Source organism: Bradyrhizobium sp. Ash2021 (genome assembly GCF_031202265.1).
Taxonomy (GTDB): Bacteria; Pseudomonadota; Alphaproteobacteria; order Rhizobiales; family Xanthobacteraceae; genus Bradyrhizobium.
Genome location: NZ_CP100605.1, coordinates 38,365 through 58,755 on the forward strand (window position 1 = coordinate 38,365; position 20,391 = coordinate 58,755).

General features: G+C 59.8%; 18 protein-coding genes and 5 pseudogenes. 11 read left to right on the forward strand and 12 right to left on the reverse strand.

The features are described 5' to 3' along the window. From NL528_RS45055 to NL528_RS45065, 3 genes are all read right to left on the reverse strand, one after another. Positions 1–837 (reverse strand): S1/P1 nuclease, encoded by an 837-nt coding sequence (locus NL528_RS45055; protein ID WP_309185679.1) that lies wholly within the window; start codon positions 835–837, stop codon positions 1–3. A gap of 930 nt (positions 838–1,767) precedes the next feature. Beyond that, positions 1,768–3,072 (reverse strand): DUF2130 domain-containing protein, encoded by a 1,305-nt coding sequence (locus NL528_RS45060; RefSeq protein WP_309185680.1) that lies wholly within the window; start codon positions 3,070–3,072, stop codon positions 1,768–1,770. Positions 3,073–3,360: 288 nt separating this feature from the next. Next, a complete protein-coding gene (locus NL528_RS45065; protein ID WP_309185682.1) occupies positions 3,361–3,951 on the reverse strand; it encodes a hypothetical protein in 591 nt (196 codons plus the stop codon). Here NL528_RS45065 and NL528_RS45070 point away from each other — a divergent pair. Next, positions 3,950–4,114 carry a hypothetical protein gene (locus tag NL528_RS45070; protein ID WP_309185683.1) on the forward strand — a complete coding sequence of 55 codons (165 nt, stop codon included), beginning with the start codon at positions 3,950–3,952 and terminating at the stop codon, positions 4,112–4,114. The two genes, NL528_RS45065 and NL528_RS45070, sit on opposite strands and share 2 nt — an antisense overlap. Here NL528_RS45070 and NL528_RS45075 read toward each other — a convergent pair. From NL528_RS45075 to NL528_RS45090, 4 genes and pseudogenes are all read right to left on the reverse strand, one after another. Further along, positions 4,111–4,488: a hypothetical protein gene (locus tag NL528_RS45075; RefSeq protein ID WP_309185686.1), complete on the reverse strand. Its 378-nt coding sequence runs from the start codon at positions 4,486–4,488 to the stop codon at positions 4,111–4,113. The two genes, NL528_RS45070 and NL528_RS45075, sit on opposite strands and share 4 nt — an antisense overlap. Positions 4,489–4,548: 60 nt before the next feature. Beyond that, positions 4,549–4,767, reverse strand: a pseudogene (locus NL528_RS45080) (transposase); the annotation flags it as partial. A 99-nt stretch (positions 4,768–4,866) separates the two neighbouring features. Next, entirely contained in the window at positions 4,867–6,150 is a 1,284-nt protein-coding gene (locus NL528_RS45085; protein WP_309176837.1) for an IS256 family transposase, read from the reverse strand. Positions 6,151–6,235: 85 nt separating this feature from the next. Beyond that, positions 6,236–6,943, reverse strand: a complete 708-nt coding sequence (locus tag NL528_RS45090; protein WP_309185687.1) for an IS1595 family transposase — start codon at positions 6,941–6,943, stop codon at positions 6,236–6,238. A 194-nt stretch (positions 6,944–7,137) separates the two neighbouring features. On the opposite strand from NL528_RS45090, the gene NL528_RS45095 reads away from it, so the two are divergent. After that, on the forward strand, positions 7,138–8,310 hold the full coding sequence (locus NL528_RS45095; RefSeq protein ID WP_309185688.1) for a Fic family protein: 1,173 nt from the start codon (positions 7,138–7,140) through the stop codon (positions 8,308–8,310). Between the two features lie 166 nt (positions 8,311–8,476). Here the strand turns inward: NL528_RS45095 and NL528_RS45100 are convergent, their stop codons facing one another. Then, the gene (locus tag NL528_RS45100; protein WP_309176722.1) at positions 8,477–9,760 is read right to left on the reverse strand and encodes an IS256 family transposase; all 1,284 of its coding nucleotides are present in this window, start codon (positions 9,758–9,760) and stop codon (positions 8,477–8,479) included. Between the two features lie 324 nt (positions 9,761–10,084). After that, the gene (locus NL528_RS45105; protein WP_309185690.1) at positions 10,085–10,333 is read right to left on the reverse strand and encodes a WGR domain-containing protein; all 249 of its coding nucleotides are present in this window, start codon (positions 10,331–10,333) and stop codon (positions 10,085–10,087) included. Positions 10,334–10,548: 215 nt separating this feature from the next. Between NL528_RS45105 and NL528_RS45110 the strand changes: the two genes are divergently transcribed. The 4 genes from NL528_RS45110 (at position 10,549) to NL528_RS45125 (ending at position 15,261) form a co-directional block, all read left to right on the forward strand. Next, complete coding sequence (locus NL528_RS45110; RefSeq protein WP_309185691.1) at positions 10,549–13,236, forward strand: AAA family ATPase; 2,688 nt, start codon at positions 10,549–10,551, stop codon at positions 13,234–13,236. A gap of 46 nt (positions 13,237–13,282) precedes the next feature. Then, the gene (locus tag NL528_RS45115; protein ID WP_309185693.1) at positions 13,283–13,900 is read left to right on the forward strand and encodes a hypothetical protein; all 618 of its coding nucleotides are present in this window, start codon (positions 13,283–13,285) and stop codon (positions 13,898–13,900) included. 91 nt (positions 13,901–13,991) lie between these two features. Then, positions 13,992–14,684: a helix-turn-helix transcriptional regulator gene (locus NL528_RS45120; RefSeq protein WP_309185694.1), complete on the forward strand. Its 693-nt coding sequence runs from the start codon at positions 13,992–13,994 to the stop codon at positions 14,682–14,684. 349 nt (positions 14,685–15,033) lie between these two features. Beyond that, positions 15,034–15,261, forward strand: coding sequence for a hypothetical protein (locus tag NL528_RS45125; RefSeq protein WP_309185695.1), 228 nt, complete (start codon positions 15,034–15,036; stop codon positions 15,259–15,261). Between the two features lie 127 nt (positions 15,262–15,388). Here NL528_RS45125 and NL528_RS45130 read toward each other — a convergent pair whose 3' ends face one another. Together NL528_RS45130 and NL528_RS45135 are read right to left on the reverse strand one after the other, a co-directional pair. Continuing rightward, the gene (locus tag NL528_RS45130; RefSeq protein ID WP_309185696.1) at positions 15,389–16,135 is read right to left on the reverse strand and encodes a hypothetical protein; all 747 of its coding nucleotides are present in this window, start codon (positions 16,133–16,135) and stop codon (positions 15,389–15,391) included. Positions 16,136–16,141: 6 nt separating this feature from the next. Then, a pseudogene (locus tag NL528_RS45135) lies at positions 16,142–16,886 on the reverse strand (transposase); the annotation flags it as partial. Between NL528_RS45135 and NL528_RS45140 the strand changes: the two are divergent. The 3 genes and pseudogenes from NL528_RS45140 to NL528_RS45150 all read left to right on the forward strand — a co-directional run. Next, positions 16,885–17,574 (forward strand): annotated as a pseudogene (locus tag NL528_RS45140) (DNA polymerase IV); the annotation flags it as partial. The pseudogenes NL528_RS45135 and NL528_RS45140 overlap by 2 nt on opposite strands. Positions 17,575–17,673: 99 nt before the next feature. Then, on the forward strand, positions 17,674–18,540 hold the full coding sequence (locus NL528_RS45145) for a 3'-5' exonuclease (protein ID WP_375144133.1): 867 nt from the start codon (positions 17,674–17,676) through the stop codon (positions 18,538–18,540). Positions 18,541–18,607: 67 nt separating this feature from the next. Continuing rightward, positions 18,608–18,726: pseudogene (locus NL528_RS45150) on the forward strand (IS5/IS1182 family transposase); the annotation flags it as partial. Here the strand turns inward: NL528_RS45150 and NL528_RS45155 are convergent. Further along, positions 18,724–18,834, reverse strand: a pseudogene (locus NL528_RS45155) (IS5/IS1182 family transposase); the annotation flags it as partial. The pseudogenes NL528_RS45150 and NL528_RS45155 overlap by 3 nt on opposite strands. Positions 18,835–19,070: 236 nt before the next feature. Between NL528_RS45155 and NL528_RS45160 the strand changes: the two are divergent. Further along, a complete protein-coding gene (locus NL528_RS45160; protein ID WP_309185697.1) occupies positions 19,071–19,220 on the forward strand; it encodes a hypothetical protein in 150 nt (49 codons plus the stop codon). Between the two features lie 183 nt (positions 19,221–19,403). Further along, positions 19,404–20,138 (forward strand): transglycosylase SLT domain-containing protein, encoded by a 735-nt coding sequence (locus tag NL528_RS45165; protein ID WP_309185698.1) that lies wholly within the window; start codon positions 19,404–19,406, stop codon positions 20,136–20,138. Positions 20,139–20,391: the final 253 nt, after the last annotated feature.

The following is a 20,391-nucleotide window of genomic DNA, read 5'->3' on the forward strand; positions in this document are numbered from 1 at the left end:
TCAATTCCCGAAGGCGGCGTCAAGCACGTGGGCGAGCCGGACGGCGGCCTTCTGCAGTTGCTCTTTCACGACGGGTTCGTTCGCATCAAGGTAATCCGCGCCGATAGTGACGCTACCGGCTGGCATGTTGCAGGAAGCCCCGCCCATCACGCAATAACCGGTCTTGGCGGCCTCTGAGATAGCGAAAGACTCGTTCGCCCAATCTCTTGGCTCGGAAGCCAGCCACCGCGTTTGCAGTTCCGGCGTGATGCCTTCCAAAAGATCGTTTACCGCGTCCGCAATGTCGGGACCGACCGCGTGCTGCACCAGGCAGTTGTCCCATGTCGCGTGCAGATTTCCGGAGCACTGCCCGTTCACCCTGATATTATTGCCGCCGCGGTCCTCTTCGAAAGAGACGTGCAGCGGCTGATGGATATCACCAACCCAGTGTCCCAAGGATTTCAGCGCAATTAGGCGATCGGCATCGGCCGCGTCTTTCGACGAAAGAACCTTGGCGTCGTTCAAGATCGCGGTGAGTACGCATTTGTCTGCCTTGGGGCAATTGTCCGAAGTCAGCCCCTTCGAATCTCGCGGCAGATTGACGTAGTGTTCGGGCGCGCGGATTCTCGGCTGGCCGCGGAACGGATGGTCGGGAAAGACGCAAGAATCAGAGAAAGTTTTGAACTCGGTATCGGATTCCATCAGCCTGCGAACTGCGGCCCGCGTGTCCTGGTGCGCGAGCTGGAAAGCAATCTCGCAAATGATTTTGTGGCCCGGGTCGCTCCAAGCCCGGGCATTGTCGCAAAGCGAGGTGAGGGCCAACGCTGCGAGCGAAAGGCCTCGTAAAATCACGGTCACGCGCGGGGAAAAATCATCAGTATCTTCCTCATGAGCCGCTCTTGTATGCGGCCCAATTCTCCCATTGTTTGACGGCGGCGCCTTCAGTCCGGTCTTCGGTACGGTGCTGCACACCTTTAAAGTGTCCCGAGGCAACCCAAACCGATTCCGACTTTTGACGCGTGCTGACGACGTAAGTCTCGCCTGAAACGCTGACGATGGTGGGCTCTCGCCGCGGGTACGGGAACAGCTCCGGTGACCGCCGCCCGTAACGCTTCAATCGGCCGAGCACTCGGTATGACAAAATCCTTGGGCATTTCGACAAATACGTCGCGCGTGGACAACTTCATCAAGCCAGCGAAATGACGCTTCCGTCTAGGAACCGCTGTCTCTGCGTGCTGGCAAATTGCGTGCAGCGTGGCTGGTTGGAAAAAAAGTTCCAGATCAGACAGTTTTGCCAAAATCAATTCCGCTCGGCGTATCAGGCCGTCGATTTCTGTTCTGATCGAACCTATGGACGCAGCAACCCGTTGAGCGTCGCCAGTCAGCGACATCGTGACTGCCGCAGTCGCGTTCATCAGCCGGTCAAACTCGGCGAGGATAGCTTCTTTTGCTTACCCGTCCAATGCTCAATAGCGGACAATCATGCGCGTTCCAAAGTACCTATGGCCCTTTATTTTGCGCTTATAGCCGGCTGGCGCCTTGCCCGTCCGGTTAGTCAGTTGTGGATAAAACAAAGCCGCTCGACTGACGCCCCGTATGGTCACGCGCCTCTGGTAACCGATTCCAATAGCAAGCGGGCTTACAAAGGCGCCAGTTCGCGAAAAGGCTCCAGCAGTTGCTCAATTGTCATCTGGGCAGCCGCACTAGGATAGCGTCCGTTCTTCGCAATTTTGAAGGTAGAGCCCGAGGGCGGCTTCCTTGGGAGAGGGGAGGGGGTTCTCCTCCTTGTTAGGCCGCGGCTTCTCCTGGCCCTTCAAGCATCGGCGTGTCGAGGCTAGCTATTTCCGGCATCGCCTTGCCGGCGATCGCCTGCAGGTCGCCCACCATGCCAACCGTGGATTCAATGACCGCAACGATTTGGGTTTCACGCTTGGCCCATTGGCGACCCATGAATTTGCGCTCCTTGTCGAGATCCTCACGCATGTCATTGAACTTCTCGACGACGGCATCGACCCGCTGGCGAAATCTCGTGCCCGTCAGGTACTCGTAGACCTGCTCCATTTTGGTTTTCTGTCCCTGTTGGACCAGCCGCGAACTCGATATCTCGATGAGGGTCTGACGCAGCGCAACCGCCACGGCCAGTGCGCAACGCGGGTGCGCCACCCAAACGCCGTCGACCAGGTCAAAATGCTCGATGTGCTTGGGAAGGGCGTGCGAGATGATGAGGGCAACGTCGGCGCCACAGCGCCGCTGGTCCTCACGGAGCTTGGCCAGCCAACCATCGCTCCAGGCCTTGGTCCGCTTGGATTCCCAGAGGATCATGCCGGCGGGTTGCCCGACAGAGCCGTTGACTTGCTGAATAACATCGGCCCCCAACTCGCCCTTGGCGACCGGCTCAATGGCATCCATCGGAAACTTGCTGCGCAAAAGCTCCTCAAGCTCAACCTCGAAAACCTCACCCTGGGATTGTTGCGAGCCTTGCTCGGCTTTGCGCCTTAATTCCTCGATCGTGCGTGTCATTGATTCGATGGTCTGGTCCTTCTCGGCAACCTTCAGGCGCGCAGCTTCATCTGATTCTTGCTTGGCCTTCGCCCGGATGTCGTCAACCGAGGCCTGAACGCGCTTTTCAATCGTGAGGTCCATTTCGCGCTTTTCGTCAGCCAGCGCGCGCTCCTTGCGTATTACCTCGGCCTGAGCCTGCTGCGCCTCAGCCAGCTTCGCATCGCTGGCTTCAAGGTTCTTGCGCAGTTCGGCGGTCTCTGCCGCCTTGGCTTGCATATCCCCCGCAACCGCTTCAAGGGCCTTTTTGGCCTCGGCTGCCACCAGTTGGCTGCGCTCGGCCGTCAGCCGCTGCGCAACCTGATCTTCAATCTGCTCGCGCGCCCGCGCGACCGCGTCCTGCTCCTTGCGCAGGGCCTCGGTCTTCCTGGCGACCTCTGCGTCCTTGGCGGCCAGCTGCTCATTAAAGCGCTGTCGTGTTTCCTCGAGGAGGGGAGCGGCCAGCGATTCCGTGAGCTTGATTTCGTGGTTGCAGTTCGGGCAATGCAGGGTGGGCTCGTGTGAAGCGCCGGCGCCGGTTGCTCTGAGACTCATGAACTTCCCCTCATTGGTACGGCCGGATTCAACATCATCTGCGGGCGATTGCGATGTCGCGGCGCTGGATGTCCACATACGGCTAGCCGAACATCGACTTGGCCACCAGTTTTCCACCGAAACCGCATGGTCGAGGTGTCGACCAAGCCCTGGCTGCAGAAGCTGTTTAGCTAGGAATGTATTCTAAGGGGATTATATACTTGACACCACATGAACCAGATATAGTACAGGACTGCGGCCCGGAAACCGATTCGCGGGACGCTGGCGCGCCCGAGGTTTCCATTGAACTCACCCCTTCGATGATTGCGGCGGGGGCTGAGGCTCTGTCGGGGCGGTATTTCGATCTGTTAGATAGCTGCGAATACCACGCGATCGTGAAAACTGTGTTCGAGGCCATGGCGGCAAGGAGCGAAACACCTCTTCGCGTAATTGATCGAAGCGCAGAATACTGTCTTGAATGTCGTCGTGAAGACGCTTGAGTTCTTCAATCGAGGTGGGCGTAAAGCCGAACTTGAAGGTGCCCTCCATGGTGACATGGATCCGATGCACTCCGCCGCCTTCTTCCTCAATGGTCCAAGGATCATGAACATAGGCGTTCCTGCGGCGGGCCAATCCGCCCGCACGTTCGGCGAATTTGTTGACCTTGGTGATGATGTCTGGCGATCCACCGCGTACCTGGATAAGGGAAATCAGAACGCGGAAGCGGCTGGACGGTGAAAAGAGTTGCGTCGTCAGGCACGCCCCGATCCAGCGTTCAACGTTTGCCAGTTCCCAAATCGCCATGTTGACGCTAAAGTCCAAGGATGCCGACATGGCCGCAACGTGGCCCAGCCACCTCATATGTTCATCTAATCTGGGGTCTTGATCGCTCTCGGACATGACAAAAAAACCTGACGACGATCAATTTACTGCACAAGAGGCCCAGCGCCGTTTTGAGGCCGCGCTGCGGGCCGGGTTAAGCGCGCCGCACAAGCCGCTCAAGGACAAGCCTAAAGAAAAGAAACCGGCAAAGAAAGCCGTGCGAGAGCCGAGGAAGGATTAGCTGGGCTTTCCTTGAGGGTGCGACGGCACATTAGCCGCTTTCCTGAGGTCGGCGATCAGCTTGCTGAGACTATCCGCATCAAATTCAAACTCTATCGGCGGGAACGGGCTCGGCTGAATCGCCAAGATTGTGCCGCCATCGGATGCAAGGCCGACCTGAAATGAAGGATGCTTCGCGCGCAGAAACGCCCGCTGCTGGTGAATTGGTATTGAAGAATCGTGCGGGAGAGCATTTACCGCATTGGCGATCGATCCTATCAGGGCGAGAGCATCATCGCGACTTAGCCCAATTGACGCGCCAGACTCACCATTGGCGTCCGCTATCTCCAACACGATATGGTCTTGGTGAGGGGTTGCTGATATCCGGAGAGTCACGATTTCCTCCCTTTGGATCGCCAGCGCAGGAAGCGCCTAGCCTGTCTGCTCAGGTCTCGCTTAGTGAGGTTGACGATACGTCAGACGCTTACTAGCCGCGCCCTTGACGGCAAGGTCTGCACGTTCCACGTCGTCAACGCCCAAGGCGATACGGTTGGAATAACGGAAATCAAATTCTGAAAGGTAGCGGTGCAGGTGCTTCTCCGAGCAGTGCTGATAGATACCCTTCATGCCGCGCTTGAAGATCGAATAGTAGCCTTCGACCGTGTTGGTGGTGATGGTCGTGGTTTCGACGATAGGCTTGCCATCGGGGCGCATCTTGTCGGTGACCTCGTTCCAATAGGAGCTATCGCCAATTTTTGGTGACGGCCGGGCCGGTCAGGCGGCGGCGGTTATGGGCTGACGGTCAGCGGGTTTAGCGATGACCTCGATCCCGTTGTTGAATGTCACACCGAGAACGAGTTTTGGCAACTGGTTGTGGCCATCGAGACGACGCCAGCTTTTCTGCGCGGCCTCGAGCAGCTTGAAGACCATCGCGAGCGCCGTCCTGTTGGACAGGCATCCCTTCGATCGGATCGTGCGGTGGCGCACGGTAGCGAAGGTGCTTTCAATGGGATTGGTCGTTCGCAGGTGTTTCCAGTGCTCGGCCGGGAAGTCGTAGAACGCCAGTAGCGTGTCCCGATCCTTGCCCAGGCAGTCGGCCGCCTTCTCGTATTTGGGCGTGTAGCTCGCGATGAAGGCGTCGAACGCCAGCTCGGCGGCGGCCTTGGTTTCGGCCATCCAGATCTCCTGCAACGCGCGTTTGGCCTTCGGCTGCTGGCTCTTCGGCAACTTGGCGAGTACGTTCGCGGTCTTGTGCACCCAGCAGCGCTGCTCGCGCGTTTTCGGCCAGACCTCACCGGCGGCCTTCCAGAACCCGAGCGCGCCATCGGCGATGGTAAGCCGCGGCGGCACGTCGAGCCCGCGCCGCTTCAGATCGAGCAGCAGATCGCGCCAGTCCTGCGCGCTCTCGCGGGCGCCATCGGTGAAGCCGACCAGTTCCTTGCGGCCTTCCGGCGTCGCGCCGATCAGCACCAGGATGCACTGCTTTTCGTCTTCGAGGCGTGCCTGGAGATGGATGCCATCGGCCCAGATGTAGACGTAACGTTTCGCCGACAGATCGCGCCTCTGCCACGCGGTGTGTTCGTCAAGCCAGCCGTCCTTCAGGCGGCCGATGGCGGATGCCGACAATCCGGCAGCATCCTTGCCGAGCAGTGCTGCCAGCGCCTCGGAGAAGTCGCCGGTCGAGATACCCTTCAGGTAAAGGATCGGCAGCAGCGTCTCGATCGATTTAGAGCGGCGCATATAGGGCGGCAGGATCGAGGGCGAGAACCGGATGCGGTCGGGGTCGGTAGCGTCCGCCTCGCGATCGCGCACACGCGGCTGGCGGACGGCGACCGGACCGATACCGGTCATCACCTCGCGCTCCGGCAGGTGACCGTGGCGCACGACCCGCTGGTGGCCGTCTGCGGTCTTCAAATCGGCATGCTTGCCGAGAAAGTCCGCGACCTCGGCCTCGACCGCCTGGGCCAACAGAACACGTGCCCCAGTACGCAAGATTTCCGTGAGTTGATCGTCGACGTTTGCTGGCTGAATCAGCTTGATGATGTTATCGTTGGACACGGCATATCGCTCCTTCGGTGGAGAAGTGGAGGCGTCAAGCACCCCCACGATATGCCGCCTTTCCGATTCCCGCCGTCACCAACTTTCAGCGATAGCTCTTCCAATAGCGGACATACTGCTTTTCGCTGTGGTTGACTGCATCATGTCCGGCGAAGTCCGCTCCAACTTCCGGGTAGATGTTGGACTCGTCCGTCATAAGGCGACTTTCGCGGCTGATATTCTCGCGAATGATCGGGGCAACCTGAGCAATCGTCGCGGTGTCGATATGGAAGCTGCGGGCAGAGCCGCCGCGCTCGACAAGGGTAAGAACCGTGTTCTTATGGGTAGAGCCGCCACGGCGCACCGGCTGGCCCTTGAGACGACCGATATAGGTTTCGTCCACTTCAACGACGCCACCGCCGCCGCCCATCGGGGGCATGAGGCCACCCTCGCGCATGGCTTCGCGAATGCGATGGGACAGGAACCAAGCCGTCTTATAGGTGACGCCCAACGCGCGGTGAAGCTGATGGGAGCTAACGCCCTTCTTGGACGAGGCCATCAGGTAGAACGCCTGTAGCCAGACGTTCAACTTGATATGGCTCGACTCCATCACGCTCTTGGTGGTGACGCTGAAGTCCTTCCGGCATTCTTTGGCGCGGCAGCGGTAGACGCCGGGCTTGCGGGTCGGGAATGACTCATTGACCGTCCCACAGTGCGGGCAAACCCGCTCAGAGCCCCAGCGAAGGGCTTCCAGATACTCTCTGGCGGCTTCGACGGACTGGAAGTGTGCGGCGTTGAAGTGAGACTTGGACATGAGGGCCATCCGATCCCTTGGGATTGTGGTGTCAAGTATATAATCCCCTATTCTAAATGAGAACAAAACAGGATCAAGCTGTTTGCTTGAGATGCCTGCGGAAGAGGCAAAAAAAGCGGCAAAGTAGAGTGACGCGTTAGGGCTTAATGCCCTATCTTTGCTGAACAAATAACCGGCAATGGAAGCGGCAAAAAATGACCACAATCACAGCGATGGAGCCGCTTCTTCCCGACGATAACAAGGAACTTGAGGACCTGGCGACTGACCTGGTGGCGAAGGCCAGCGGGCTTGCCACCCGCTTGCATCCAGTGCTGCGCGCGTCCGTCGGCGACCTAGTGCGCTCAATGAACTGCTACTACTCCAACCTCATTGAGGGGCACAACACACTGCCGGTCGATATCGACCGCGCCATGAACAACGAGCTTGCAACAGAGCCGGAGCGGCGCAACCTCCAGCTCGAGGCGCGTGCGCACATTGAAGTGCAACGGATGATCGACCGTGGGGACGGGCCCAGCCCAGTCATGTCCGAAGCGTTCATCACCTGGACGCATCGCAACTTCTGCGAACGCCTGCCGGCAGAAATGCTGGTGGTCGAAAATCCAGAGTCCGGCCGCAAGATCACCATGGCTCCGGGCGTGCTGAGATCCGAGCATGTCCGCGTTGGCCGACATGTCGCGCCTGATCCGGTCGACCTGCCGGCGTTCATCAAGCGGTTCGCGGAAGGCTATACGTCGCCCAACCTTTCGAGGCTGCGTAAAATCATCGGCGTCGCCGCATCCCACCATCGCCTGGCGTGGATCCACCCCTTCCTGGACGGCAACGGCCGCGTTGCGCGACTGTTCTCGCACGCGCTGCTGCGCGAACTGGATGTGGGATCAGAGCTCTGGTCGGTTTCGCGTGGCCTTGCGCGAAGTGTCGATAACTACAAGACCATGCTGCAGGCCGCGGATGAGCCGCGACGCGGCGACCTCGACGGCCGTGGCAATCTCACTCTGGCAGGCCTAACGGAATTCTGCCGCTATTTCCTCTCGACCTGCATCGACCAAATCGACTTCATGGAAGGCCTCCTGGAGCCTTCCGAGTTGCTGCGACGCATGGAGATCTGGGCAAAGGAAGAGACGGCGGCAAAGCGGCTACCGAAGGGCTCATGGCCCATCTTGCGCATGGCGGTCCTCGATGGCGAGTTCGCCCGCGGCGACGCGGCCGATATTACCGGCTATGCGACCCGGCAGGCACGCACCGTGCTCAACGACCTCATCAATCAGGGCTATCTTATTTCCGAGACCACCCGCAGCCCGGTGCGGCTGGGATTTCCGGCTAGCGTGGTCGATCGTTGGTTTCCACGGCTTTATGGGGGAGGGCAGTGATCGCGACGTGTCATACCTTGCATGTTGTTAAACGCGCAGAGGCTTGTCACATCAAAGCTGAAATCCAGGGGCCAACGGTGCAAGGACCCGCCTTCGTCTTTAGCGGAAACCGCCTAGACATACACAAACAGGAGCTATCGCCAATTTTTGGTGACGGCCTGATCAGTCAGGCGGCGGCGGTTGCGGGCTGAGGGGCGGCCAGCTTGGCGGTGACCTCGATCCCGTCGGTGAATTTCACACCGAGAATGATCTTTGGCAAGTGTGCATGTCCGTCGAGCCGTCGCCAGGATCGTTGCGCCCCTTCGACCAGCTTGAATACCATGGCGAGAGCGGTCTTGTTTGAGAGGCAGCCTTTCGATCGGATCGTGCGGTGGCGGACGGTCGCGAAAGTGCTTTCAATCGGGTTGGTGGTGCGCAGGTGCTTCCAATGCTCGGCCGGGAAGTCGTAGAAGGCGAGCAGCAGGTCGCGATCCTTCGTCAGACAATCGACGGCCTTCTGGTATTTCGGCGTGTAGCTTTCGATGAAGGCGTCGAAGGCGACTTCGGCATTGGCCTTGGTCTCGGCCATCCAGATTTCCTGCAGCGCCCGCTTGGCCTTTGGTTGCACACTCTTGGGTAATTTGCCCAGCACGTTCGCCGTCTTGTGCACCCAACAGCGCTGCTCGCGTGCTTTCGGCCAGACCTCGCCGGCCGCTTTCCAGAAGCCGAGCGCGCCGTCGGCGATCATCAGCTCGGGCCGGGCATCGAGCCCGCATCGCTTCAGATCCAGCAGCAGATCGCGCCAATCCTGCGCACTTTCCCGAGCGCCATCGGTGAACCCGACGAGCTCTTTCTTGCCCTCGGGCGTCGCGCCGATCAGCACCAGGATGCACTGCTTTTCATCTTCCAGCCGCGCCTCGAGGTGGATGCCGTCCGCCCAGACGTACACGTAGCGCTTGCCCGACAAATCACGCTTGCGCCACTGGGCATGATCATCCTGCCAGCCGTCCTTCAGGCGGCCGATGGCGCTGGCCGAGAGGCCGGGCGCATCCTTGCCGAGCAAGGCCGCCAGAGCGTCCGAGAAATCGCCGGTCGAGATGCCCTTCAGGTAGAGGATCGGTAGCAGCGTCTCGATCGACTTCGAGCGGCGCATATAGGGCGGCAAGATCGATGGCGAGAAGCGGATGCGGCGGGGATCGCCGGCTGCGGCCTCGCGATCGCGCACGCGGGGCTGGCGCACCGGGACCGCGCCGATGCCCGTCATCACCTCGCGCTCGGGCAGATGACCGTGGCGCACCACGCGTTGGTGGCCATCCTCGGTCTTCAAATCGGCATGCTTGGAAAGAAACCCGGCGACCTCGGCCTCCACCGCCTGGGCGAGAAGGGCACGCGCCCCATCGCGCAAAATGTCGGTGAGTTGGTCGCTGAAAGTTCCTGGCTGAATCAGTTTTACGACGGTATCCTTAGACACGGCATATCGCTCCTTTGGTGGAGAAGTGGAGGCGTTGAACACCCCCACGATATGCCGCCTTCCCGATTCACGCCGTCACCAACTTTGGGCCATAGCTCCACAAACAGAACCCGGAACCAGTATCTGTCGGGACTGCATAAGCTGTTTGAGGTGTCCATCACGCAGCAGGTCGAGGAGGGCTGTGTTGACTGGGTGAAAGCGGTATTGGCTAATGAAGATGGGGAACGGGAGATGTTTTGCGAAGACTTTGAATTATACATCTGGTTCGTGTTGCTTTTCCAGTCGGGCCATTTCCCGATGCACGGGGCAGTTCACTAAATCTGTTTAATTTCGCCGGACGTAGCCGCGACGGGCTTTGCGCACGAGCCAGGCCTCGAGCGCCTCGACGGCCTGCACCCGCCCAGCGAACAGATCGAGGCGCCGCCGGCCGCGCTGGCCGAGACGCCCCCATTCGCGCACCAATGCAGCATCGCCAAAGAGTGTCGGCTCGATCGTGAGCACATAGTACCGTGCCATGTTACGGGCCGGATCGCAGCGTTCGAGCACGAGGTATTGCACCGTGAGTTCGGACATGCGTCAGAGTCGCAGCCGCCGAAACGGCCGTCCAACTAAATTATTGAATCGATCAGAGCCAACAATTCAGAACTTTAATATCAGCGATCAATATACCTATAAAGGATTGTCAACCTCCCCGACAGGGCAGGCGGCTTGACAACCATGACAGCACGCCATCCATTGCTACAATCGACGATTTGCAGCGCCCGCCGACGATCGCCCTTGGAGAGGTAATGGCAGACGATAGCGATTTGTTTGGTTGGTGCGCCGCACGTCCGCGCTGGCAACAGGAAGCCATTCGCCTCCTGGCGGCTAAGCCTCATCTGGCTGCCGAAGAACTCGACCAGCTCGAAGAAGCCGTAAAGGCTGATGCGGGTCTTGCCGCCGGGAAGCCGCTCGCCTGGCCCGCCTTGACCAAGGCCCACCTGAAGGCCGGCAACAAGTTTGCGCCGGTCACTGTTCTGGGCGCCATCGGGCCTCTGCGCAACATTGACCGCCTGGCTGCGGAACAGCCCCCGCTGAGGTTCGCCGTCAATGGTGTGACCCTCATCTACGGACCCAACGGATCGGGCAAGAGCGGCGATTGCCGTATCGCCAAGAGAATCTGCCATTGCCTGCATGATGTGACGTTGCGCGGCAATGTGTTCGAGCCTGAATCGTCCGATCCGCGCGAGGTGACACTCACCTTCCGCGTCGATGGCGATGAAAAACGCACGGTCGTCTGGGATGATCGAAGTGCGCCGCCCGCCGAACTGGGCAGAATCTCCGTGTTCGACAGCGATGCTGCCGGCCTGTATGTCGACGCTGAGCGAAACATCGAGTTTTTGCCGTTCGAGCTGGCTTTGCTCACCAATCTTGCCGAGATCCTGCGCACGCTGGACGGCCGGTTCAAGGCCGAGGAAGCGCGCCTGACCAAAGCACAAAAGGCCCCCCTGCCGCTTGGCTACGACAAGCGCACAAAAGTATCGACAATGCTGGCAACGCTGAAGGCGGATCAGCATCTGCCCAGCGAAGAGGCCATGCGCGCATTGGCGGTCTGGAGTGAAAAGGATGAGGCTGACCTTCAGGCGGTCAAGCTGGAGCTTGGCCGGGACCCGGCGGTTCTGGCGAGGCTGAAGGAGGCCGCGATGTCGGCAGCCGCAACCCTGGTTGCCGATGCAACAGCCATCTTCGATTCGATCGGCAATACTGGCATCGCGAGACTGAAGGAAGCACGGCAGAAGGCCGCAACGACACGCGAAGCCGCCAAAGTCGCTGCCGAGGGCCTGACGGCGGAATCGGCGATCCCTCAGCTGGGCAGTGAGACCTGGCGGCAAATGCTGATGTACGCGCGCGACTTCGCGGCCGAAGCATATCCGGAACTTGAGCCGCCCCAGTTAACGTCGGCCGGCACGTGCGTGCTCTGTCATCAGCCCCTTGACGAGCCGGCGCAGGCACGCCTGGCCGCCTTTGATGCGTACGTCGAAGGTCGCGCCAACGCGGATGCCGAGACGGCGAAGAAGCACTTCGCGGACTGCGCTCGAACGATCCTCGATCTGAAGATTGCCGGCGGCCAGGACATCAAGGACAAGCTCGTCAACTTCGTGGAGGGCTCGACACCCCGCCAAGCTCTGGCAGACACGATCGAGCTGTATTACGCCGCCAGCCGGGATCGCCACGCTCTGGTTTCAGCAGCCATCAAGGCGGTCGACTACGCAAGTCTCGAAGGCCTCGTGGATCTCGACCGGTCGGGGGTCGATGACCTGCTCAGCGAAGCGGCCGTCGTGGCGAAGGAAGTCGAAGCACTGAAACCGAAAGCGGATGAGGCATCAAAGCGTCAGCGGCGGCAGCAGGAGCTTGACGACCTCGAAGCGCGGAAGAAGTTTTCCGCCGACATCGAGATTTTCGTGGAGCGAAGGAACTCGTTCGATCTTCTCTTGAAGACGAAGGCGTGTACCGCCGCCTGTGCCGTTGCCGGCATCACGTCCCACATCACGCGCCTCAGACGCAAGGTGCTGACGGCGTCGTTGCAGACGAGCCTTCAGGACGAGATTGTCGCGCTTGATCTGCAGCACCTGCCGTTAAAGCTCGCCGATCGCGGAGAGGTGGGAAAGAGCAAGGTCCAAATCGGCCTGGAGGCCCAGCAGAAAGTCGGCAAAAACAGCGAAATCCTGAGCGAAGGTGAGAGGCGGGCGCTTGCACTGGCGGGTTTCCTCGCCGAACTGAACGAGGTCGGCGCCCGGCACGGGATTGTCGTCGATGATCCGGTTTCGTCCCTCGATCACGCAAGGATGGAGGCCGTCGCGAAACGGCTAGTGAAGGAGGCCGCCGCCGGAAGGCAAGTGATTACCTTCACGCACAATCTGTTCTTTCACTACGCGGTGCTGGAAGCGGCCCACGACATGAAGGTTCCCCTGCGGGAGGAGTGGATCGCCAAGCATGCTGATGGACGGTTCGGGGTCATCGACAACAACCATCAGCCCTGGATTGCCATGGGAGTCACAAAGAGACTTTCGATCATCGAGGGTCTGCTGAAAGAGAAAAAGGCCACGTATTCCGAAGCCAACGAGGCCGAGCGATCGTTCGTGACGGACATCTACACCAGGATGCGGGAGACTTGGGAGCACGCCATCGAAGAAATCCTGTTCGCAGGCGTTGTCGGCCGTTTCAGGCCGAACATTGCAACCATGAAACTCAGGGCGGCCCATGTCGATAAGTCTGACTACGAGGCGGTTTACGCCGGCATGACGCGATGCTCCAAGTACTCTGGTCACGACCAGTCAGCGGGCGTGCCGACTGATCTTCCCAAATTTGCTGACGTCAAGGCCGACCTGGATAAGCTCGGCGCTTATGTTACCGCAGCGAACACCCGCAGGAAGGCGCTGGAAAAAGAAGGCCAGCTCTACGAAGAGGGGCCAATGGCGGCCGACATTCTCGAATAGTAGTCATTGCAGAATGCCAAACCGACATTCGAAATGAGAATGATGCATGGCGCTACCTGACGAAATTAGTTCGGACAAGGTCAACGAAATCTCCGAAGCCCTGGGCAAGATGTCAGGCGAAGAGATCGCGGCATTGCCGGAACTTGAGGGAACTGACTACCGCTGTTTCGGCAGGTTAATCCAATGCTTTTGTTTCATCGACCTCAACCTGCGTCGGGCATTAGAGGTGTTTTATCTAGCAAACAAACTGCCGGAAAAATGGTTGAAGGAATATCCCAAGATCAGCGACGCAGCTTTGACCGAGGCCCTGTCCGACGTTGTGCGGACGCTCGACCCAAACAGTGAGCCGATCGAAGTAACGCTGACCTGGTTGGCCGCCATTTCTAAGTTTCGCGGTTTTCGAAACCTCGCGGGTCATGCTGCGGCCAAGCGATATCCGAACGAAGACGTATATGTCTTCGCCAACAAAAACAGCAAGGACGCCAAAAAGGCGGGCCAATCTTTACCGAAGCACGGTCTCATGTTCAGTATCGTGGGCCGGTCCGAGTTCTTCGAGATGGTGCAGTCTGCGGTAGACAGCCAATCCTGGCTGTCTGGACGACTGGCGGTATGGTCCAAGGCCTACCCCGCCGACCCAAAGTTTAAGGAAACTGCCACCGTTTGAGACGTTTAGCAGGGGAATTGGCGAACTGTCGGCATTCTGCCGTGTTCGCCCTACCACCCCTGGCATATGGTTCCGGTCAAAGGAGACCGACATGAACCCCACTCTGATTGACCCAAAGATGCTTGGCTTCTGGGCTCGCTGCATCCGCGATGCGCAGCACCTGTCCCAAGAAGCTCTTGCCGCCAACGCCTCCGTCGACATCAGGACCGTGCAGCGCTTTGAAGCTGGCAAGACCGTCAACTTGACCTCGCGGCGCGCCCTGGCCAAGGCGCTGGGCTATGACAAACCCGATGTTTTCGATGACCCCAAGTTCATCGAGGAGGTGCTGAAGTTCTTCGACGGCTTGAAGACCATGCAGCAGAAAAACCTCGACGACCAGCATCCCGACCACATCCGGGTCAAGGCGCTGGCACTTGCCTCGGGTGCTGAGGTGATACGGTTTGCGGATGTCGTCAACGCGATGTCCTGCGACATCGACGACGGCCTTTCGGAGCCCGCCAAAGAAGTTGCAGCTAGCTTCTGTGACTACGTGCAGGAGCTGATGGACCTGGATGATTTCCCGGCGTCCGGCCGCCTTGGCATCGCCAAGGAGCTGGATGATCTGTTGCAGGACCTCCGCGAGAAGGACGCGCATGCTTATTTCGCAACGCGCGACCGCAAGTTTCGTGGACCGGACTGGGGCGATAAGCCGTCCTGGGAGCTGACGGTCGGCTTTCTTGCCATCGTGCCGGCGGACCAGAAGCTCAGCGAGCTCTATGTTCCGCGGAAGTCCAGGTTCGGGTAGTCGAAAACGCTGGCACCCCCGGCCGTGCACGTCCGGCACCTAGCGGCGCCGCTTAGCGCTTCACCCTGTCATATTCATCCAGCAGGAAATAAGTGTAGCTTCGAATGAGGTTGCAGAATAGCCGGGCCTCATGAGCGGACAGCGCGTCCGCGTCGGAGATGCCGCGGCGGAGGCGCGCACAAAGATAAAAGATCTGGGACGTGATGCGCGTACGCCCATCATCACTATCAAATCCTCACTGATTGCGAATGCAATCTATAGGAATATATTCCATAATCTATGTTATGCGAATAGAAATAGTGAAGTAATATCAATATCTTAATACGCATAAAAGGATGGGTTGCTCGAGATGGGCGCTGAAGTTTTTGCCGTCGAGTTCATCTACCCCGAACACGAGTTTGCCGAGTTGGTAAGAGCGAGCGGCGTTGTGACTTGGCGTCCTGAAGATGTCGTCGTGCTCAAGCGAAGAACGCCAGCAAAGATCAGCTACATGTTGGTGCAGAAGCGGCTTGAAAGGCTGGGCGTCGTGGAGCGCGGCGCAAGAGGCTCATCGCTCAGCAGCCCCTCCCCGTTTTGACCTGCATCGAACCGGAATGCATCTCATCTTCATCGTGTGGAATAAATGCTGCGAATGTCCAGAAATCTTCAGATGAGCCGCCGCTTAATCGTGAGTGGAAAGATGAGGCTCGTCCCCGCCTCCGAGATCAGAAGACCTCGACCGTCCCGGCGGCCAGCCGGCCGACGAGCTCGGAAATCCTGCCGAAGCGATCCGATAAGAGGTTCTCGACCGGGCCTCGCAACTGTCCGAGTGGGAAGCCGTCCTGCGTTGCCAGTCTGAGATGAACTAGAGGCGGCTCCGAAATCGCTGCACCGATCCTGCTGACGATAAGACAATGTGCGTGGGTACCACCCGTGATGCTCGATGCACTGGCACCGTTCGCGAGCTTCGTCATTGCCGCCTCCGCCAAGTGCTCTTGGTCCACTTCATTGAGATATTCCTGCACCTGATCGAGCGAGCTATGCCCTGATACGGCCAGCAGTTCGGCGCCGGTAGCGCCCGCGTGCGCCAGTGCCCGTAGCGCGGCTTTGCGGAGGCCACGGGCGCGATAATTTCGCGTCCTGCCATCATCGCACAGCACGGGCTTGAGACCAGCAGCAACGCACCAGTCGGCGAATTTGTTGCCGAATGCAGCGGCCGATGCGAACGGCCTGCCGTAGTCGTTGACCAAGAAAGTCAGCACGCCGTCGGCCCGCGCCTCCGCCGGCAGGGCATCAATCGCCGCCTGCAGCTGCGGCATGATCCGAATCGAAAGCATCTTGCCCGTGCTGCGCAGCGTTTTGTGCGGGCGCCACGTCAGCTTGCCGCTCTTGTTGTGCCGCTGGCCGATCACATGCGCGTCGTGACGCCGGGCGGCGATGTTGAGCAGCAATTCCAACGCCAGACGGGCCATTGAATGTTACGCGGCCCTAGTGACGTGGGCAACGGGCTTGATTGTCAGGCGATCGTGGTGAGCTTGAAGGGCCGCACGCAGAACCGGCAATTGCTTATGCGCCTTCAATCGTCGGAAGCCCTTGTTGGCCTCGATCATGCCGGCCGCGACCCATCGCAAGGCCATGCCAGCATCCCGCCAGCGTTTGACGTTGCGCCGTGACGCGGCGAATGGTGCCCATCATGTTCTCGGCGATGTTGGTACAGGCGAGCGATCGACGAAGCTTCTTCGGCAGCTTCAACCGGACGACAGTCAGGATTTCGTCGAGGCCTTCGAGGATGCTCGTCGCCACGCCGGGCCATTGCTGGTCGAATCGACGCGCGAGATTGCGGATCAATTTTTCAGCCTTGTCGGCGTCATCGAGCTCCCAGGCCTGGCGCAGCACCCGGCGGGTGGCCGCATGATGTTCTTTCGGCAGGCGTTCCATGATGTTGCGCGCCTTGTGGATCTGGCAGCGCTGGATCGCAGCGGCCGAACCGAAGGTGCGGCGGATCGCCTTCGACAACGCCTTCGCGCCGTCGACGATGAACAGTCTTGGCATCGTCGGGTCGAGCCCGCGCGAGACCAGGTTGTCCAGCAGGGCCTGAACCGTTGCGGCGTTCTCGGTCGCCCCTTCCACCAGCGCCAGCGGATGCTTGTTGCCTTCGCCGTCAACCCCGATCGCAGCGACCAGCACGAGATCGCCGCCGAGATGCAGCCCGTCGATTTGGATCCGCGAGAAGATCAAGGCCAAGACCGGCCTCAATGCATCCGCCGGCATCAGCTACAACAAGTTCCTGGCGAAACTCGCCTCCGACCACCGGAAACCCAACGGCCAATACGTCATCTCTCCGGAGATGGGCGCCGCCTTCGTGGAGGCGCTGCCGGTCGGCAAATTCCATGGGATCGGGCCCGCGACCAGCGCGAAGATGAACGCCCTCGGCATCTTCACCGGAACGGATATGCGGAATCAGACGCTCGAGTTCATGAACGCGAACTTCGGCAAGGCGGGCGCCCACTACTACTGGATTTCGCGCGGCGTCGACGAGCGTCCCGTCCGCGCCAACCGGATCCGGAAGTCGGTCGGCGCCGAGAACACGTTCTCAACCGACCTCACCGAATTCGACGCCATGGTCGCCGAGCTGGAACCTCTCATCGACAAAGTCTGGCGGCACTGCGAAGGCACCGGCAGCCGGGGACGGACGGTGACGCTCAAGGTCAAATTCGGCGACTTCGAGATCATCACGCGCAGCCGATCCGTTTTATTGCCGATCGCGAACCGTAGGGATCTTGCACATCTTGCAATAGGCCTGCTGGAGAACGCTACTCCCCTTCCGAAGGCCGTTCGCCTCTTAGGAGTCTCGTTGTCTTCCCTGCAGGGCGAGGACGACACTGAGGCGCAGCTGGATTTCAGGATTTGAACCAGACTAAACTTGTGGCTCGGCCAGCCCAAAGCGCTGGCGAAGTGTCCGGAGGATCGCAACAGTCCAATGCTTGAAAACGACCCAGCATTGGCCGCCATGGCGGAGGCGTTGGCCAAATCTGCCGACTACCGCGTCCTCCGGCGCCTGGTTCCTCGGGAGATTTTCACTTCATCCATCGGTCAAAACACGAAAACCGGCATCCTGCTCGACGTCGAGACGACCGGCCTCAATCAGCAGAAGGATGAGATCATCGAACTTGGAATGGTCAAGTTCGACTTCCTGCCTGACGGTCGCATCGCGAGCCTTAGGGATGTCTATACATCGTTCAACGAGCCGTCCGAACCCATCCCCCTTGAGGTCACCGCGCTCACCGGCATCACGGATGACATGGTAGCAGGACAACGGATCGACGACTCGACCGTCTTCTCGTTCGTGGACGACGCCGTGATTGTCATTGCCCACAACGCGGGCTTCGATCGCAAATTCGTGGAGCGCTATTGGTCGATATTCCAGCGGAAGGCATGGGGGTGCTCGGCGACCGAGGTCGAATGGCGGAAACACGGCTTCGAAGGCTCGCGCCTCGGCTACCTCCTGAATGGTGCCGGCTTCTTCCACCAGGCTCACAGGGCAGTCGACGATTGCCATGCCCTGCTCGAGATTCTCGCGTACGAATTGCCGACGACCGGAACGTCGGCGCTTGCCGTCTTGCTCGAGAAAGCTCGCAAAAAGACCATGCGGGTGTGGGCGGAGCAATCGCCTTTTGATCTCAAGGACTCGCTCAAGCGGCGCGGTTACCGGTGGAGCGACGGGAGCGATGGTAGGCCGAGGTCATGGTATATCGACGTCGACGAAAGCAGGCTGGATGACGAAATCGCGTTTCTGAAGACCAAAATCTATCTTCGGGACATGGAGCCGCGTCTTCAGACCTTGACGGCGTTTGACCGATTTTCGGTCCGAGCATGAAGCATACTTTCGGGCGTCCAGCTCGGTTGCGTGCAGGCGTAATGTCCCGAACGCTCTGGCGTAGACCAAGCACGCCGCCGGGGCGAAAAAAGGGGGTCTGAAGATCAGGCGATCGGCCGCTCGCGCGGTGGCCTGAGCACCAAGATACATATGGCCGTTCGCGGCTTGGGATGTCCGGTGCGGTTCCACGAACATCCGATTGTCGCGCCCGGTGGAGCCTTTCTGGTCAGGCCGACCTATGATCAGCGGCGCCATCCGCTCCCACGCCGCGTCGCTCAAAACCAACCGCTCCATCACACCCAAGACTGCCTCCCAAAAAGCAGCCTTGAATCTGATTTGCTCCTAAAAGGGAATCCTTAGAGTCCACACCACCTAGTCCCATGATAGGAGAACCTGAGGTATACAGGCCCTCGGAAACCAGCATCGGCGCATACGATGCCGCTAAGCAATGCTGAAATCGACGCCGTCATCACGGTGCTTTGGCGCACCCACCCTAACCGCCCAACCAATGAGCCTGAAAAGATCCCTCATTGAACAACCGCATCGCCTCGGTCAACCGCCAGCCAGATAAGGTTTCCGACAGGGACAGGTTGCGCCTGACACCGTTCTCGAAGAGAATGAAGGTGTCGGTTGTTGCGCCTACGATGTCCATGTCGGTGTGCGACATCATCCGGCGCTGAACCACTCTGAACACCACTTCCTATCACACCGCGCCGGCTGGCTGTCGCATGCCGGCGCACAACAGGCCAAACATCCGCGTGTCTTCGCCGCGCACTGCCAAGTCCCGCTCTCGCAAGACGCGCGTCAGGCAAAGCTGGAACACCTTGCTCCGCCGCGTCAGCCGCTGGCGAGGCGCGCGCTTGGTGCGACGGACGCTGCCCGCAGCGCCGCGGGCGGTTCGGATCGTTTGCCTCGCGGCGCTCGTCCTCGCGGCATTCTCGCTGACAAACCTCGTCTATCACGTTGTCCGCAAGCCGAGCGAGCTGCTCTTTTTCGTCGGCGGGGCGCTCGACAAGGAACCGATCGAAACGTGGCGGCGGTACGAACCGCTCTTCCACACGTATTCCACCAGCACGATCACGCCCGAGCTGCTGGCCGCGTTGGCGCAGGTCGAAAGCACCGGCAATCCGGTGGCGCGCACCTACTGGCGCTGGCAGCTCACCTGGAACCCCTTCGCGGTGTACAAGCCCGCCTCCAGCGCTGTGGGCATGTACCAGATGACCGATGCGGCTTACGCCGAGGCGGCACGCTACTGTATCCGAGGGAACGCTGTCGTAGATACCGACTGCGGGTTCACTGGCCTCTATACCCGCGCGGTCCCGAGCCATGCCATCGAGCTCGCGGCCGTGTACCTGGACCACAATGTCGCGGCCGTTGTTGCCCGCGCGCCAGACGCGGCGGCAAGCCCGCAGCAGAAGCAGGATCTCGCCGCATTCATCCATCTCTGCGGCGCAGGTCCCGCCTCGGCCTTCGTGCACCGTGGTTTTCAGATGATGGCCGGCGAGCGCTGCGGCGATCACCTCGTCGCGGCCTATCTCGCCAAGGTCAATGCGATGAAGCGGCAGTTTCTGCGCCTTGCTGCCAACAGCCGGAATTAGCGTCAAATGGATGTGTTACAGTGCCAGCCCACCCAATCAGGCTGACGCGACCCGGATGAACGTCCGGTAGTCCGCGTGATCACGCCGCATTGAGCACGCCTGCCGATTGACGTTAACTCTCATGAGCTTTGTTGGTTGTTACTCGGCTTTCGAGGTTGAGGTGTGTTAATCGGCCTGGGGTCCCGACGCCGATCGGCGAGCTAAGCTATTGATCTGCCTAGCGGTGAAGGGGCGCATTGCCTCATCAATAATG